The following is a 16,667-nucleotide window of genomic DNA, read 5'->3' as shown; positions in this document are numbered from 1 at the left end:
AAATGCTGCTTCGCAAATTGCTGAAATGGTCCGGCACCACTTTCATCGTTTTCATCATCGTGTCGCCGGCGATCTTCTTCTTTCTCTGGATGCTGTCCCTCTCGCTCAAATATGAGATCGACAATGGCGCCTATCCGCCGATCTTCATTCCGGAGCAGTTCGCCTGGTCGAACTATACCGACATATTCGCCACCAACGACTTCCTGCATTATTTCTGGAACAGTCTCCTGGTGACGGGAACCGCGACTATTCTCGCTCTTCTCGTCGGCGTACCCGCGGGCTATGGCATTGCCCGCCTCAAAGCCGACAACTCGGCGATCGTCATCATGATCGCCCGGATGACGCCGGGACTTTCATATCTGATCCCGCTGTTCCTGCTGTTCCAGACACTAGGTCTGCTCGGTACCCTATGGCCACAGATCATCATCCACCTCGTCGTCACTGTGCCTATCGTGATCTGGATCATGATCGGTTATTTCGAAACGACGCCCATCGAACTCGAAGAAGCCGCCATGATCGACGGCGCGACCTCCTGGCAGGTTTTCCGGCTTGTCGCGTTGCCCATCGCCAAACCCGGCGTCGTCGTGGCACTCATCCTTGCGGTGATCTTTTCCTGGAATAATTTCGTTTTCGGTATCGTTCTGGCCAGCCGGGAAACACGAACGCTGCCGGTCGCGGTCTATAACATGCTGTCCTTCGAACAGGTCAGCTGGGGGCCCCTTGCGGCGGCCGCGTTCGTGGTAACGCTGCCGGTGCTGTTGCTCACGGTTTTCGCCCAACGCCAGATCATTGCCGGTCTCACGGCGGGTGCAGTGAAGTAGGCCCAGGGCCTTGCAAGGCTCTAGGCCGAGGCGTTGCCGTAGCGTTCGGTGCGGATGATTCCGGCGGGAATATTCGCTGCAATCAGCGCATCGGCCGCGGCGGTGACAAAGGCGTTCGAGCCGCAAACGAACACTTCTTTCGGCGGCGAGGGCAACCGTTCGAGCATATCCGCAATCATGGGCGGGTCTATGCGTCTCGTATACTCGCTTGCTTGCGAGTTTGGTTCCCGCGTCAACGTCAGGGCGAGATCGAAACCGTTTCCGGACTGTTTGAACGCCAGCAACTCGTCGTGAAAAATCAGCTCTTCCGCGGTACGGGCCGAATAAAGCAACAAGATGGGCGCCAGTGATTGTTGCGCCGCGCGGTGACGGACCATTGAAATGAGCGGGGCCACACCCGAGCCGCCGCCAATGAGCAGGATCGGCGCGCCATCCTCGACGGTCCAGATGAAATGGCCGCCGATAGGGCCGCGCAGTTCAATCTCATCGCCGATGATTGCAATATCGTGGAAGAAGCTCGACACCTCTCCATCATCCAGCCGTTCGATGGCAAGTTCGATGATCTCGCCCTGTTCGGGTGTCGAGGCGATCGAATAGCTGCGCTGCGTCTGGTACCCGTCAGGGGCGCTCAAGCGTAGATCGACGTGCTGCCCGGGACGATAAGCCAGGGGCTTCGATGGCTGAAGGAAGAAGCTCGTAACGCGTGGCGTTCGCCTGACGATTTCGGTAATGGTTGCGGGCTGCCATTCGGCCTTGGCAAGAGCCGGATCCTGCATGCTCAATCGCCGGTGTAGCGTTGTTCGCGCCACGGATCGCCATAGATGTGATAGCCGCGCAACTCCCAGAAGCCCGGTTCGTCACGCGTGGTGAACTGCAGCCCGTTTATCCACTTGGCGGATTTCCAGAAATAGAGGTGCGGCACGAGCAGGCGGGCCGGGCCGCCATGCTCCGCTTCAAGCGGCTTGCCACTGTAGAACGTGGCGATCATCGCCTTGCCGCCGGTGAGGTCCCGGACCGGAACATTGGTCGCATAACCATCGAAGGAATGGGCCAGCATGAATTCTGTCGGCGGCTCAAGACCTGCCTCGGCGAAGATATCGTCGATCAGCACACCTTGCCAGGCCGTGTCCAGCTTGGACCAGGCAGTGACGCAATGGATATCGCGGGTAAACTTCGTCTGCGGAAGCTTGTTGAACTCGTCCCAGTTCCACTTGATGAGCGGTTTCGGTCCTTCCTTCAGTGTAAAGGACCAATCCTCGGTACGGACCCTCGGGGTGGGTCCCGCCGACAGGACTGGAAAGTCCTCGGTGAGAGACTGGCCCGGCGGGATGCGATCAGTTGTTTCCGGCGATGGGCGCCGGCCAGTGAAGCCGCGTGTCGTCATGATTGTGAACTCCTGATGACTTATACAACCACAAAGGGCTGCATTGGCCAAGGTCCGGGCAGGTCAACCATGATTGATCATGATGTGTCTCACCGCGGTATAGTCCTCAAGTGCATAGACCGACATGTCCTTGCCGTAACCCGATTGCTTGACGCCGCCATGCGGCATTTCATTGGTCAGCATGAAATGCGTGTTGATCCAGGTGCAGCCATATTGCAGACGCGAGGCGGCTTTCATCGCCTTGGAGATATCCTGCGTCCACACCGATGAGGCGAGGCCATAATCGCTGTCATTGGCCCAGGTGACAGCCTGATCGTCATCTTTGAAACGCGTCACCGAGACGACGGGACCGAAGACTTCGCGGCGGACGATCTCGTCCTCCTGCGTGGCCCCGGCAACCACTGTCGGCTGGAAGAAGAAACCGTCCTTGCTGCCTGCGCCACCGCCGGTGGTGATTTCGATATGTTTCTGCTCCGTGGCGCGCTCGACGAAGCTTGCAACGCGGTCGCGCTGCCGGCCGGAGATGAGGGGGCCGATCTCGTTGACCGTATCGTCGGCATCGTTGTAGCGGATGGTCGAGACTGCGGCGGTGAGGTCCGCGACCAGCTTTTCGTAAATGCCGTCCTGCGCGTAGATTCGGCAGGCAGCAGTGCAATCCTGACCGGCATTGTAATAGCCGAACGTGCGGATTCCGCTGACTACCGCCTCGAGATCGGCGTCGTTGTAAATGATTACGGGCGCCTTGCCGCCAAGTTCGAGATGCGTGCGCTTCACGGTCTTGGCCGCCGCCTGCAGCACTTTCTTGCCGGTGGCGATATCGCCGGTGATCGAAACCATGGCGATTTTAGGGTGGTTGATCAGGGCATTGCCGACGGTTTCGCCACGCCCGAGGATAACATTGACCACCCCCTCCGGAAGAATATCCGCGAGCAGGCGCGCCATTTTCAGTGCCGTCAGCGGGGTCTGTTCGGACGGTTTGAACACGACTGTGTTGCCCCCGGCGATGGCAGGAGCGAGCTTCCACGCCATCATCATCAACGGATAGTTCCATGGCGCGATCGAACCGACCACGCCTATGGCGTCACGGCGGATCATCGAGGTATGGCCCGGCAGGTATTCGCCTGCGACAGGTGAGGTGAGATTGCGGACGGCTCCGGCAAAGAAGCGCCAGCAATCGATGATGGCGGGCATCTCGTCGTTGCGCACCGCATTGATAGGCTTGCCGCAATTGAGCGCTTCGAGCGCGGCGAAATCATCCGAATGCTTTTCGATGGCATCGGCGATCTTGAGCAGATATCCGGAACGTTCGGCCGGCGTCGTACGCGACCACGTCGAGAATGCGCTCTCCGCCGCATCGACCGCGGCATCGATCTGGCCATGCGAGGCCTCGGCGAGGTCGATGATCCTTGCGCCGGTCCTCGGGTTGAGCACGTGCTCCTCCGCTTCCGTCCCGGCTTCGAATTTTGAACCGATCAGCAGTTTCGTATCCATGGCATGTTCTCCCTGATCTATTTGCCTGAACCGGCGATCTGATCGCCATCACGAGTGAGGTAGTATGCGCCGAGGATCGGCAGGAAGGTGACGATCACCACGACCATGGCGACGACGTTCGTCACCGGGCGCTGGCGGGGCCTGATCAGTTCCTGCAACATCCATATGGGCAGCGTGGATTGCTGTCCCCCGGTGAAGGTCGTCACGATGACTTCGTCGAAGGACAGCGCGAAAGCGAGCATCCCGCCAGCCAGAAGCGCCGTGCCGATATTCGGCAGGATGATGTACCGGAACGTTTGGAAGCCGTTGGCTCCGAGATCCATCGAGGCTTCCATCAGAGAGCCGGATACCCGGCGGAAACGCGCCACCGCATTGTTGTAGACGACGACGATGCAGAAGGTCGCGTGGCCGAGGACGATGGTCCAGAACGAGAACGGGATATCCGCGAGGCTGAATGCCGAGCGCAGGGCAATGCCGGTGATGATGCCGGGCAGGGCGATCGGCAGGATGACCAGCAGCGATATCGTCTCGCGTCCGAAAAAACGCGTCTGGCTGACGGCGGCGGCGCAGAGCGTGCCCAGCACGAGGGCGATGATGGTCGAGATAGACGCGACGCGCACCGAGAGCCATAACGCTTGCCAGACGTCAGGGCGTTCCCATGTCACGGCGAACCATTTAAGAGTGAGGCCGGGCGGCGGGAACTGATAGCTCTTTTCCTCGGTGGTGAAGGCGTAAAGGAAGATCAAAAGCAGCGGCAGATGCAGGAAAAGCAGCCCGCCGGCGGCAGCGATCTTGAGTCCTAGGGGGGCGGAGACGGTTTTATCAGAGCGCATCGAAGGCTCCCATCCTGCGCGCCATCCACAAGTACAGGCCCATGATGACAATCGGCACCACGGTAAAGGCGGCGGCAAGCGGAATATTGCCCGCCGTCCCCTGCTGGGCGTAGACGGCCTGGCCGATGAACAGTCGCGATGAGCCGATGATCTGCGGAATGATGTAATCGCCGAGCGTCAGCGAGAATGTGAAGATCGACCCAGCCACGATGCCTGGCAGGGCAAGCGGAAACAGCACATGGCGAAAGGTCTGCTGCGGCGTGCCGCCAAGATCGGATGAGGCCTCGATGAGATTGGTCGGGACGCGCTCCAGTGCTGCCTGGATCGGCAGGATCATGAACGGCATCCACACATAGACGAAGACGATGAAGGTGCCGGTATAGCTCACCGAGAGGGAATTGCCGCCGATGACGGGAATGGACAGCCAGGCGTCAAGCAGCCACAGAAGGTTCAGCTTGGTCACGATCCAGGTGAGGATGCCTTCCTTGGCAAGGATGAGTTTCCAGGCGTAAATCTTGACGAGATAGCTGGACCAGAGCGGCAGCATGACGCCAAGGTAGAAGATCGCCTTCCATTTTCCCCTGGCATAACGGGCGGCATAATAGGCGATCGGGAAAGCAATGACCGCAGAGAACAAGGTGACGGATGCTGCCATCACGACCGTTCGGACGATGATGTCGAAATTGGCGTCGTTCAGCAATTGACGGTAGGTCGCGAGCGTGAACTCGTAGTTGATCAATCCGGAATAATCGTCGATCGAAAAGAAGCTTTGCAGCAGCAGGGCGAAAAGCGAGCCCAGATAGACGATACCGAGCCACAGCAGCGGCGGCCCGAGCAGGATAGCGAGCAACACATGCGGGTGTCTCCACAAGAAATCCGAGATCCGGCCGGCCACGCTGCCACGGCTCGCATCGCCGGCGTGATGATGAGCAATGGCGCTCATGACGCCGTTTCCATCAGATGAAGGTCTGCGCGGTCGAAGCTGAGTTTGACCGGATCGCCCTCGGCGGGGACCGGCGCGACCGCCGGGCTCATGACGTTGATCCTGGTACCATCGACGCTCACGAGCACGCGGTTGGCCGCACCAAGGAAACTGCGCGAAAGGACGGTGCCGTCAAGGACGAGCTTGCCGCTGTCGCCATGGCCAAGTGCGATCGCCTCTGGCCGCAAGCTGGCAAATTGCGGTGCCGCACCGAGGCGGGCAACGAACTCCGGCGGCAGGATGTTCGACGAGCCGACGAAATCTGCGACGAAACGGGTTCGCGGCTGCTTGTAGACCTCCTCCGGCGTGCCGAGCTGCTGAATTCTGCCATCGTTGAACACGGCAATGCGGTCGGCCATCGACAGGGCTTCGCCCTGGTCATGGGTGACGAAAACAAAGGTGATGCCGAGGGATTTCTGCAGGGATTTGAGTTCCTCCTGCATTTGTTCGCGCAGCTTCAGATCCAGCGCGCCAAGCGGCTCGTCCAGAAGCAGCACCTTTGGCTTGTTGACCAACGCGCGAGCCAGCGCCACGCGCTGACGCTGGCCACCGGAAAGCTGGCCCGGACGGCGTGGTCCATATCCCTGCAGCTTGACCATGGCGAGCGCGTCTTCCGCCGCCCGGCGGCGGTCCTCCCTGGCAACACCCTTGACCATGAGGCCATAGGCAACATTGTCGAGAATGTTCAAGTGCGGGAACAACGCGTAGTCCTGGAAAACCGTGTTGACGCTGCGCCTGTATGGCGGCACGCCTTCCGCCGTTATGCCGAATATCTCGATGTGACCGCCTGTGGGCTGTTCGAACCCCGCCATCAATCGCAGGCAGGTGGTCTTGCCCGAGCCGGAGGGCCCAAGCATGGCAAAGAACTCACCCTCGGCGACAGCAAGGTCGACAGCGTCCACGGCGCGCACGGCACCGAAATGGCGCGATACGTTTTCGAACAGCACAGCAGCGGTCATGGCTTGCTCCGGGGTTGCTCTGGTTATCTCCCCCTCGTGGGGAGAAAGCGTTTTCAGCATCTTAGCTCTTGCCAAGTGATAAAAATCGCCAGAGAGGGGATAATCGCGGATTAGATAAAGTCCCCTCACTTGGATTTTCCAAGGATTTAGCGAAGAGGCTAAATCCAGGAAAATCCTTTCTCTCCCACAAGGGGAGAGATAATCGGCATCTGCTGTTGCAGCCAATCAGCGCCCGCCGATGACGCCGATATAGTCGGAGACCCACCGATGATAGGGCACGCATTCACCCTGGGTTTCGCACTTGGAGACCGGTGTCCTCCAGAACTTGATCTTGTCGAAGTCATTGTAGCCATTGGTGCCACAACCCTCGTCCGTCAGAAGCTCGTTACCCTTGCAGGCAGCTCCTACCGAAGGGTTTGCGCCGAACCATGCGGATACGTCGCCCTGAACCTTCGGGGATAGCGAATGCTCCATCCACATATAGGCGCAGTTTGGATGCTTGCTGTCGACGTGCAGCATGGTTGTGTCAGCCCAGCCCGTCGCTCCTTCTTCGGGGACGACGGAGGCGATGGGCTTCTTCTCGGCCTTCAGCAGATTGACCTGGAACGGCCATGAACCCGAGGCGACCACGCCCTCATTCTTGAAGTCGTCGATCTGGATCATGGCATCGTGCCAGTAGCGCCCGACGAGGGTACGCTGCACGCGAAGTATATCGAGCGCCGCCTTGTACTGGTCCTCGTTCAACTCATAGGGGCTTTTGATGCCGAGATCCGGCTTGTGGGCCATAAGATAGTTGGCAGCATCGGCGATATGGATCGGACCGTCATAGGCCTGGATGCGACCCTTGTTGGACTTGCCATCGGGCAGTGTCATCTCTTCGAAAACGACTTTCCAGCTCGTGGGTGCCTTGTCCTTGAAGACTTCGGTATTGTACATGAGGACGTTCGGGCCCCAGACATAGGGGACGCCATAGTGAACGTCCTTGACTGTGTGCCACGGTGCATTTTGCATGCGTTCGTCGAGGGTCTTCCAGCTCTTGATGAGGTCTGTGTTGACCGGCTGGATCCGCTTGCCCGCTACGAGACGCAGCGAGGCATCGCCGGATGCGGTGACAAGATCGAAATCCCCTTCGTTCATCAGCGCGACCATCTCATCGGACGTCGCAGCAGTTTTCACGCTGACTTTGCAGCCGGTCTCCTTTTCGAAACCTGTGACCCAATCATAAGCCTTGTCCGTGTCGCCGCGTTCGATATAGCCGGGCCAGGCAACGATGGAGACCTCGCCTTCGCCCTTGCCGATTTCTTTAAGCGCTTCCTGGGCGAGGACCTGTGTGGTGAAGGCGAGGGAAAGCGTAAGTGCAGTGCAGGATTTCAAAAACTGCTTCATATCAATTCTCCCGTTGAGCCCTGATTTCCAGGGCATATGTTCCCGGCGAGAAAAGTGCCTCGATTTCTCCGCATTCGCAAATTCATTTATCAGAAGGGCGCTATCGGAAATTCCGATATGTCACCTTGTGCGGCCGCTGCGGAGCGCTTCTGCAATCCCAACGAAATCCCGGGCGGCTTGGGGTAAACTCGATCCTTTGCGCCAAACCATGCCGACCTGCACCACGGGCAGGGCTCCGGATACATCGCGGCTCTCGATCCTGTCACCTTCGAGCGACCATGGACGATAGACAAGGTCGGGCAGTAGTGCGATCCCGGCGCCGGTGGCAACGAGACTGCGCACCGCCTCGACCGACCGCGTGCGGAAGGCGACGTGCGGACGCGCCCCCAGAGCGGTCAAAAGCTTGCCCGTGTTCTCCTCGATTTCATCGACGGTCAGCATGATCAACGGCTCTTTGGCGATATCATTGATGGAGATGATGTCCGCACTGACCAAGGGATGACCGAGCGGAAGCCATAGCCTGTAAGGCGAGGTTTCAATGATCTCGGCCTGCAGAGCCATGCGATCGCGCAAATTGGAAATGACCATCACCGCCACATCGAGTTCGCCGCCCACGAGAAGATGTTCGAGATAAGAGCCATTGTCTTCGATGGCGCTGACCTCGACGCCCGGCGAGGCGCGGCGGAAACGGGCGAGAAGGTCGGAAAGGACGTAGCCGGCGACAAGGGATGTCACGCCAAGATGCAGCTTGCCGACCTTCTTTGGTAACTCCTCGGAAAACGAGCGGCGCGCATCGGAGACATCGGCCAGGATTTTGGTAGCATGGCGCAGGAATTGATGGCCATTATGGGTGATATCGAGGCCGCGCGGGTGCCGGTCGAAAAGTTCGACCCCAAGGTCATTTTCAAGTTCCTTGACCGCCTCGGTGATCGACGACTGCGAAATGGACAGGTTCTGCGCTGCGCGGGTTATGGAGCCTTGCTCCGCCACGGCGACAAAATACTGCAATTGCCGGATGGTGAATGCCATGAATTGACTTAATAGAGGCGGCCCGGAATTGGCAAGCCTGACAACGAAAACGTGGCTCTGCGATATTGCCGATTGTTAATGATATTATAATATTATAAATAGGAAGGAGAAGTGGGGGAGCACGCTGGGAGGCCGTGCCGTTTGCACAATCAGCAGCGGCTTTTTCTGGTCTATTCCCCTATCAACGCAAGCAATTAGCAGGCAAGCATTTGGCAGGCAACCAGCTCATCAACTATGATTTCCGCACGGCCGGACAGGCGCGAACGCACCATGGCCACGTCATGCGCGATCTCGGGCTGAAGATTATCAGCGGTGCCTATGCCGAAAACACCATACTGCCGGGCGATGCGGAATTGCTCGAACGTTTCGGCGTCTCCCGCACTGTCCTGCGCGAAGCCTTGAAGACGCTGGCCGCCAAGGGCCTGATTCAGCCCAAGGCCAAGATCGGCACGCGGGTCCTCGAACGGGCGCACTGGAACCTGTTCGATCCCGATATTCTGGTCTGGCATTTCGAAGCCGGAGCAAGCGCACATTTTCTGTCGAGCATCGTCGAGATGCGTCTGGCGCTTGAGCCGGAGGCCGCGGGCCTTGCGGCTTTGCGGCGCTCGCAAGCTCAGCTCGACGACCTCTTCCACTGGGTGGAAAAGATGGGGAACGCGCGCGAATCGGCAGCCGACTTCGTATATAACGACCTGCAATTCCATATCGGAATAGCCGAAGCTTCCGGCAATCCGTTCATGCGTTCGATCAGCGCGCTGATCGAAGTCGCCCTGGTGACGACCTTCACCATCAGTTCGCCAATACCCAATTCGGAAAGCCACGTGCGCTCGGTTGCACGCCACGCGGCCATCGCCGAAGCGATCAAGGCCGGTGACGTGGATGCAGCCAAGCAGGCGATGCGTGTGGTCATCGAGGAAGGTGCAGAAAGGGTGCTGACAGCGGGGCAAACCGCTGCCAAGGCCTTCAATGTCTAAAGCGTAGTCACTTTCACCTTGACGGGCTTCTCGATCTTCAGAGGGTTGCGCAAGGGCAAGCCGAATGTGGGCGCTTCGATCTCGAAAACGTCACCGTTCTCGACCCTGATGCCATCGGCGAAAGACAGTGTCGCCGTGCCGAACATGTGCACGTGAATGTCACCCGGCTGGCGGAAGACCGAATATTTGAGATGGTGATGCTCGAGATTGGCAATGGTGTGAGACATGTTGTCTTCACCTGACAGGAAAGGCTTTTCCCATATCGTCTTGTTTTTGCGCAAGATGCGCGACATTCCCTGGACGTCGGAAGGCAGATCCCCGAGGATGAGTTCCGGGCCGACCGAGCACGGCCGCAGCTTGGAATGCGCGAGGTAGAGATAGTTCACGCGCTCCATGACGTGGTCCGAGAATTCATTGGCAAGCGCGAAGCCGATGCGAAACGGCGAACCATCCGGGCCGATTACATAAATGCCGGCAATTTCGGGCTCTTCGCCTGCATCATCTGCAAAGGCGGGCGAGAGAAGCGGCTGGCCCGGGCCTGTCAGCGCAGAACCGTTTCCCTTGTAGAACCACTCGGGCTGTACGCCGGTCTCGCCCTTCTTCGGCTTGCCGTTCTCCAATCCCATGCGGAACATCTTCATGGAATCCGTCAGGGTTTCCTCCTGGACGTCGCCAGCCTTGCGGTGCATCGCGTCGCGCGTTGCCGCCGACCCGAGATGGGTGAGGCCTGTCCCTGTCAGATGGATATGCGCGGGATCATGGGTATCGATGGGGGGAAGCAGACGCCCTTCCGCATAGGCGGCCGCCACCTCGATCTTCTTGCCCAATCCGCGGTTATCCACAATGTCGGATATGCTCGATTTCGCATCGATAGCCGCATGCGCAAGCTCCAGCACGGAACGCGTGCGCTTGACATGACGAAACTCTTCTCCGACACGTGCAGCAACCTGCCGCTTGCCATTGGCATTCGTCAACTGGACCAGATTCAAGGCTTCCTCCCGGGATCAAGATATGGTGTGTCACGCTTATAAGCATGGTGGGTTAGGCTTATAAGCCGGGCTTTCCGTGTCGTCCAGCGGCTCTTATCAAAAAATATTATAATAGTATTATATGGTTCGACGGCTTTTTCAAAACACCGCGAAAGCGCTATTCCAAAAGTAATACTTTTGCGATAGATGTTGGAAAGACCCTGCTCTGGGAGGACTGGTCACGCGCCGAAGATGTCGGCCGGGACCCCTCGAAAAGCGATGGGCATGATTTTGAAACCGGGAGGATACACGTGAAAATACTCAATCTGTTTGCCGCGGGAATGATCGCACTTGGTGCGATGGGTTCGCAAGGCTACGCCCAGGACAAGGGCTCTGTCGGTATCGCGATGCCGACCAAATCCTCGGCACGCTGGATTGCCGATGGCGACAACATGGTAAAGGCGCTGAAAGAACGCGGCTACACCACGGACCTGCAATATGCTGAAGACGACATTCCGAACCAGCTGGCGCAGATCGAAAACATGGTCACCAAGGGCGTCAAGGTCCTCGTGATCGCGGCGATCGACGGCACGACACTTTCAAACGTACTGCAGCAGGCACATGATGCCGGCATCAAGGTTATTTCCTACGACCGCCTCATCCGCGATACGCCGAATGTCGACTACTATACGACCTTCGACAATTTCCAGGTCGGCGTTCTGCAGGCAAGCTCGCTCGTCAAGGCGCTCGGCCTGCCGGATGCGAAGGGCCCGTTCAACATCGAGCTTTTCGGTGGTTCGCCTGACGATAACAACGCCTTCTTCTTCTATAATGGCGCCATGTCGGTCCTGCAGCCTCTGATCGACAGCGGCAAGCTCGTCGTCCAGTCCGGCCAGATGGGCATGGACAAGGTCGGTACGCTGCGTTGGGATGGCGCCGTGGCGCAGGCGCGCATGGATAACCTCCTGTCTGCCTACTACACCGACAAGAAGGTCAATGCAGTGCTTTCACCCTATGACGGCCTGTCGATCGGTATCCTGTCGTCGCTGCGCGGCGTAGGCTACGGAACGCCCGACCAGCCATTCCCGTTCGTATCCGGCCAGGATGCGGAAGTGCCATCGGTGAAGTCGATCATCGCCGGCGAGCAGTATTCCACGATCTACAAGGACACGCGTGAACTTGCCAAGGTCACGGCCGACGTCATCGACAAGGTCCTGAAAGGCGAAGAGCCGGAAGTCAACGACACCAAGACCTACAACAATGGCGTCAAGGTCGTTCCGGCCTACCTGTTGAAGCCGGTCGAAGTTGACAAGACCAACTGGAAGGAAGTTCTGGTTGGCGGCGGTTACTACACGGAAGACCAGCTCAAGTAGGTCTTTGATCGATGACGAACCCTGCGTGAAGACGCAGGGTTCGTTTCCATGTCGGCTCTCCGATGATTTCGGTGGCGCAAGTACGCAGAGCCAAATATAAATTGCAGAAGGAACGGCGCCACGGCAGGTCATTTTGCTGCAGAAGCGCCGGTGAGGATATCGATGGAAACCATCCTCGAAATGCGCAACATCACCAAGATATTTCCTGGGGTGAAAGCGCTCAACAATGTCAACCTGAACGTCCGTAAAGGCGAGATTCACGCTCTGGTAGGCGAGAATGGCGCGGGCAAATCGACCTTGATGAAGGTGCTCAGCGGCGTCTATCCGCATGGCAGCTATGAGGGCGAGATTTTCTACAATGGCCAGGAGCAGCACTTTCGCGACATCAGCGACAGTGAAAAGCAGGGCATCATCATCATTCACCAGGAACTGGCGCTCGTGCCGCTCCTGTCGATCGCCGAGAACATCTTCCTTGGCAATGAACCGGCGAAGTTCGGTATCATCGACTGGCATGTCGCAGAGAACCGCACGCGGGAACTTCTGGCCAAAGTCGGCCTGAAGGAAGACCCGCTGACATTGATCACCAATCTTGGCGTCGGCAAACAGCAGCTGGTAGAGATCGCCAAGGCGCTGTCGAAGGACGTCGAACTGCTGATCCTCGACGAGCCGACGGCCAGTCTCAACGAGAAAGACAGCGATGCATTGCTGGCGCTTCTACTGGAATTCAAGGCGCAGGGTATTTCCTCCATCCTGATCTCGCACAAGCTCAACGAAGTCGGCAAGGTAGCGGACCGTATCACGGTCCTGCGCGACGGAGCGACCATCGAGACGCTCGACAAGCAGGATATTTCCGAAGACCGGATCGTCACGTCGATGGTAGGACGCCAGCTCGCCGACCGTTTTCCGCAGCGGGAACCGAATATCGGCGAAGTGGTGTTCGAGGTGAAGGACTGGGTGGTCCATCACCACATCCACAGTGACCGCGTCGTCATCAATGGCATAAACCTCAACGTGCGCAGGGGCGAGGTTGTCGGCATTGCCGGATTGATGGGCGCCGGCCGTACCGAATTCGCCATGAGTGTCTTCGGCAAGGCCTATGGGCGGCATATCAGCGGTGAGGTTTTCATCAAGGGCAAGCCGGTCGATGTCTCCACCATCAACAAGGCGATCGATAACGGAATCGCCTACGTGACCGAAGACCGCAAGACCTATGGGCTCAACCTGATCGACCACATCAAGCACAATACCACCATCGCCAATCTCGACGGCGTTTCCAATAGCGGCGTGCTGGACGACATGGCCGAACTGAAGGTGGCGAACGAATATCGCCGCAAGACCAATATCCGCTCCTCGAGCATCTATCAAAAGACCGGGAATCTTTCCGGAGGCAATCAGCAAAAGGTCGTTCTGTCGAAATGGCTGTTTGCCAATCCGGATCTGCTGATCCTCGATGAGCCCACGCGCGGCATCGATGTCGGTGCGAAATATGAGATTTATACCATCATCAACCAACTGGTAAGCGAAGGTAAAAGCGTGCTGATGATCTCGTCGGAAATGCCAGAGCTGCTCGGCGTCTGCGACCGGATCTACGTGATGAACCAGGGCAGGCTTGTCGGCGAAATGCCGGCCAGCGAAGCCAGCCAGGAAAAAATCATGCGCGCCATTATCCGTGCCGAAGGGAAAGCATCATGACGATCGAAACCGCAGCAACCCAAGGGAAGAAGGACCTCAAGACGGACGGTTCGGCGTTGAAGGGCAATTACCGGGAATACGGCCTGGTACTGGCGCTGATCCTCATCATGATCTTCTTCCAGTATACGACGAGCGGCGTTCTGTTCAGGCCTGTCAACCTGACCAACCTCGTCCTGCAAAACAGCTACATCATCATCATGGCGCTCGGCATGTTGCTGGTGATCGTGGCCGGACATATCGATCTGTCCGTAGGCTCGGTTTCGGGATTTATCGGCGGGCTCGCCGCCGTGATGATGGTCCGATGGCAAATTCACTATATTCCTGCGGCGATCATCTGCCTGGTCATGGGCGGCGCGATCGGAGCGGCGCAGGGGTACTGGATCGCCTATCATAAAATTCCGTCCTTCATCGTGACGCTGGCAGGCATGCTCGTCTTCCGCGGTCTCGCGCTGTGGCTTCTGGGTGGACAGTCGGTGGGTCCGTTTCCGCCGCAGTTCCAGCTCTTGAGCTCCGGCTTCATTCCTGATGTTTTTGCCAATCCCGGATTCAACATCACCTCGATGCTCGTGGGCATTCTGCTCGTCGCCTTGATGATCTATTTCAGCGTCCGCGGCCGTGCCAAGCGCGAGAAACATGGTTATGAGGGTGAGCCTTTTGTCCTTTTCGTCTCCAAGAACCTGATCATTGGTGGCATCATCCTGTTCCTGACTTATCTACTGTCGTCCTATAAGGGACTGCCGAACGTGCTGGTCGTCATGTCGCTGCTGATCGCCCTGTTTGTCTTCGTGACCAAGCGCATGACCGTCGGACGCCGCATCTATGCCATGGGCGGCAACGAAAAGGCGGCAAAACTCTCCGGTATCAAGACCGAGCGGCTGACCTTCCTGACCTTTGTCAACATGGGTGTTCTCGCAGCGCTCGCCGGCCTGATCTTTGCAGCGCGTCTCAACACTGCGACACCCAAGGCCGGCCTCGGGTTCGAGCTCGACGTGATTGCCGCGGTGTTCATTGGCGGCGCATCTGCCATGGGCGGTGTCGGCCAGGTCATGGGTGCCGTCATCGGCGCCTTCATCATGGGCGTGATGAACAATGGCATGTCGATCATGGGCGTCAATATCGACTGGCAGCAGGTGATCAAGGGCCTCGTTCTTCTCGCGGCGGTGATCTTCGACGTCTATAACAAGAACAAGGCCTGAAGCCCGTTTCGTGAAGTCTGATACATCAAGGTGGTGCGTGGTTCGACAGGCTCACCATGAGGGGCGTCGTGGGCTTAAGTCCACGATAGCAAATGTTGGCGCCCCTTGCCCTGTAACACCCAAGTTCCTCATGGTGAGCTTGTCGAACCACGCACCACTTTTTCGAAGAAAAGGAGCGACAAGATAATCCGACCGCCGACGGCGTTTCGGTTTTGACTCCCGAATGGCGTAATGCATGAATGCGTCGCGCGAAGGTGGCCGGAACGGGAGTGATCATGAAGACATTTTATGCGGACGAGCAGAAGCACCACAACCCGAAGGGTTTTCTGTCGAGTGGCGCACCGCGCGCCAATCCGGAAAGGCCTGAGCGGATCGAGCGGCTGCTCGCCGGAGCCCGGGCAGCAGGCAGTTCCATTCATCGCCCCGCCAATCATGGGCTTGGCCCGATCGCGGCGGTTCACACGCCTGAATATCTCGAATTCCTGCAGCACATTCACCGGCGCTGGCAGCAGATCCCCGGCGCTTCCGAAGAGGTGATCCCCAACATCCACCCGTTCAATCGCTCCGGCAGCTATCCGGCTTCGGCGGTGGGACAGGCAGGCTACCACATGGCCGATACGTCATGCCCGATCTCAGCCGAAACATGGGAAAGCGCCTGCTGGAGCGCTTGGAGTGCCGTCGAAGCGGCGGAAGCGGTGATGTCGGGAGAAGCCACGGCCTATGCACTCTGCCGCCCGCCGGGTCATCACGCCTTTGCCGCTGTCGCTGGAGGTTTCTGCTTCCTCAACAATTCCGCGATAGCTGCGCAGGCGTTGCGCAGGAGTGCCGCCCGCGTCGCGATTCTCGATGTCGATCTGCATCACGGCAATGGCACACAGGGCATCTTTTATGCCCGCTCCGATGTGCTGACCGTCTCCATTCACGCCGATCCGGCGGGATTCTACCCATTCTTCTGGGGTTATGCTGATGAGCGGGGCGAGGGGGCCGGCCTCGGCTACAATCATAACCTTCCGCTCGAATGCAAATCCGGCGACGCCGTGTTCCTGGAGGCGCTGGCTGCCGCACTCGGCCGCATAGAGGCCTTCGCACCGGATGCGCTGGTCGTGGCGCTGGGGCTCGACGCTTTCGCGGGCGATCCATTCGCCGGGCTGGCGGTTTCCACGCCGGGCTTTGCGCGTATCGCGGAAGCGATCGCAGGATTGCGCCTGCCGACGGTGATCGTGCAGGAAGGAGGCTACCTCTGCGATGCGCTCGGTGACAACCTGACGTCTTTCCTTGGTGGTTTCTCCGGCAGGGTCTGATTTTTGTTTTTTTGCCGCCGGAAGGCAATTGGGGTCAAATCAACCCGGAAATGAACGGTACGGCGGCTTGATCGAAAGGTTTATCCCCAGACTGGGTTATGATTTTCGAAAAAGTTCTGGTTTTTGTGAAATGGTGTGTTGACAGTTTTGTGGGGTGGGGTCTATATACCGACACAACGAGGGCGGGGCGCCGCTGGCGGTTGCCGAATGCGCCCTATGGTTTGGTTGCTGGTTTGCTTTGCTTTCTGGTTGATCGATCGGTTCTTGTGACAAGATTA

At 58.2% G+C, this 16,667-nt stretch carries 16 protein-coding genes; 7 read left to right on the top strand and 9 right to left on the bottom strand.

The window, feature by feature from the left end; genetic code table 11:
- Positions 1-2: 2 nt before the first annotated feature.
- Positions 3-821, top strand: a complete 819-nt coding sequence (locus CU100_RS21705; protein ID WP_106718728.1) for a carbohydrate ABC transporter permease — start codon at positions 3-5, stop codon at positions 819-821.
- 20 nt (positions 822-841) lie between these two features.
- Here CU100_RS21705 and CU100_RS21700 read toward each other — a convergent pair whose 3' ends face one another.
- The 8 genes from CU100_RS21700 to CU100_RS21665 form a co-directional block, all read right to left on the bottom strand.
- Positions 842-1,597 carry a ferredoxin reductase gene (locus tag CU100_RS21700; protein ID WP_106718727.1) on the bottom strand — a complete coding sequence of 252 codons (756 nt, stop codon included), beginning with the start codon at positions 1,595-1,597 and terminating at the stop codon, positions 842-844.
- Between the two features lie 2 nt (positions 1,598-1,599).
- Entirely contained in the window at positions 1,600-2,205 is a 606-nt protein-coding gene (locus CU100_RS21695) for a sulfite oxidase-like oxidoreductase (protein WP_106718726.1), read from the bottom strand.
- A gap of 63 nt (positions 2,206-2,268) precedes the next feature.
- Entirely contained in the window at positions 2,269-3,696 is a 1,428-nt protein-coding gene (locus CU100_RS21690; protein ID WP_106718725.1) for a gamma-aminobutyraldehyde dehydrogenase, read from the bottom strand.
- Positions 3,697-3,713: 17 nt separating this feature from the next.
- On the bottom strand, positions 3,714-4,529 hold the full coding sequence (locus tag CU100_RS21685) for an ABC transporter permease (protein WP_106718724.1): 816 nt from the start codon (positions 4,527-4,529) through the stop codon (positions 3,714-3,716).
- Positions 4,519-5,472, bottom strand: a complete 954-nt coding sequence (locus CU100_RS21680) for an ABC transporter permease (RefSeq protein ID WP_106718723.1) — start codon at positions 5,470-5,472, stop codon at positions 4,519-4,521. Before CU100_RS21680 ends, CU100_RS21685 begins: the two co-directional genes overlap by 11 nt.
- Positions 5,469-6,470, bottom strand: coding sequence for an ABC transporter ATP-binding protein (locus CU100_RS21675; protein WP_106718722.1), 1,002 nt, complete (start codon positions 6,468-6,470; stop codon positions 5,469-5,471). Before CU100_RS21675 ends, CU100_RS21680 begins: the two co-directional genes overlap by 4 nt.
- Before the next feature lie 225 nt (positions 6,471-6,695).
- Positions 6,696-7,856, bottom strand: coding sequence for an ABC transporter substrate-binding protein (locus tag CU100_RS21670; RefSeq protein ID WP_106718721.1), 1,161 nt, complete (start codon positions 7,854-7,856; stop codon positions 6,696-6,698).
- A gap of 120 nt (positions 7,857-7,976) precedes the next feature.
- On the bottom strand, positions 7,977-8,885 hold the full coding sequence (locus CU100_RS21665; protein ID WP_106718720.1) for a LysR family transcriptional regulator: 909 nt from the start codon (positions 8,883-8,885) through the stop codon (positions 7,977-7,979).
- Between the two features lie 209 nt (positions 8,886-9,094).
- Between CU100_RS21665 and CU100_RS21660 the strand changes: the two genes are divergently transcribed.
- On the top strand, positions 9,095-9,859 hold the full coding sequence (locus tag CU100_RS21660; RefSeq protein WP_245419184.1) for a FadR/GntR family transcriptional regulator: 765 nt from the start codon (positions 9,095-9,097) through the stop codon (positions 9,857-9,859).
- Here the strand turns inward: CU100_RS21660 and araD1 are convergent.
- Positions 9,856-10,848 (bottom strand): AraD1 family protein, encoded by a 993-nt coding sequence (araD1, locus tag CU100_RS21655; protein WP_106718718.1) that lies wholly within the window; start codon positions 10,846-10,848, stop codon positions 9,856-9,858. The genes CU100_RS21660 and araD1 overlap by 4 nt on opposite strands.
- A 320-nt stretch (positions 10,849-11,168) precedes the next feature.
- Between araD1 and chvE the strand changes: the two genes are divergently transcribed.
- The 5 genes from chvE to CU100_RS27110 form a co-directional block, all read left to right on the top strand.
- Positions 11,169-12,200, top strand: a complete 1,032-nt coding sequence (gene chvE / locus CU100_RS21650) for a multiple monosaccharide ABC transporter substrate-binding protein (protein ID WP_183635567.1) — start codon at positions 11,169-11,171, stop codon at positions 12,198-12,200.
- 162 nt (positions 12,201-12,362) lie between these two features.
- Positions 12,363-13,892, top strand: coding sequence for a multiple monosaccharide ABC transporter ATP-binding protein (gene mmsA / locus CU100_RS21645; protein ID WP_106718716.1), 1,530 nt, complete (start codon positions 12,363-12,365; stop codon positions 13,890-13,892).
- Positions 13,889-15,088 (top strand): multiple monosaccharide ABC transporter permease, encoded by a 1,200-nt coding sequence (gene mmsB, locus CU100_RS21640; RefSeq protein WP_106718715.1) that lies wholly within the window; start codon positions 13,889-13,891, stop codon positions 15,086-15,088. Before mmsA ends, mmsB begins: the two co-directional genes overlap by 4 nt.
- 275 nt (positions 15,089-15,363) lie before the next feature.
- On the top strand, positions 15,364-16,389 hold the full coding sequence (locus tag CU100_RS21635) for a histone deacetylase family protein (RefSeq protein WP_106718963.1): 1,026 nt from the start codon (positions 15,364-15,366) through the stop codon (positions 16,387-16,389).
- 98 nt (positions 16,390-16,487) lie between these two features.
- Positions 16,488-16,667: hypothetical protein (locus CU100_RS27110; RefSeq protein WP_210204111.1), on the top strand; the 180-nt coding region annotated here is incomplete at its 3' end.

The organism is Phyllobacterium endophyticum, from assembly GCF_003010935.1.
GTDB lineage: Bacteria > Pseudomonadota > Alphaproteobacteria > Rhizobiales > Rhizobiaceae > Phyllobacterium > Phyllobacterium endophyticum.
Note: the sequence above shows the minus strand (reverse complement) of the source record. Positions and strands in the feature narration are given on the sequence as shown.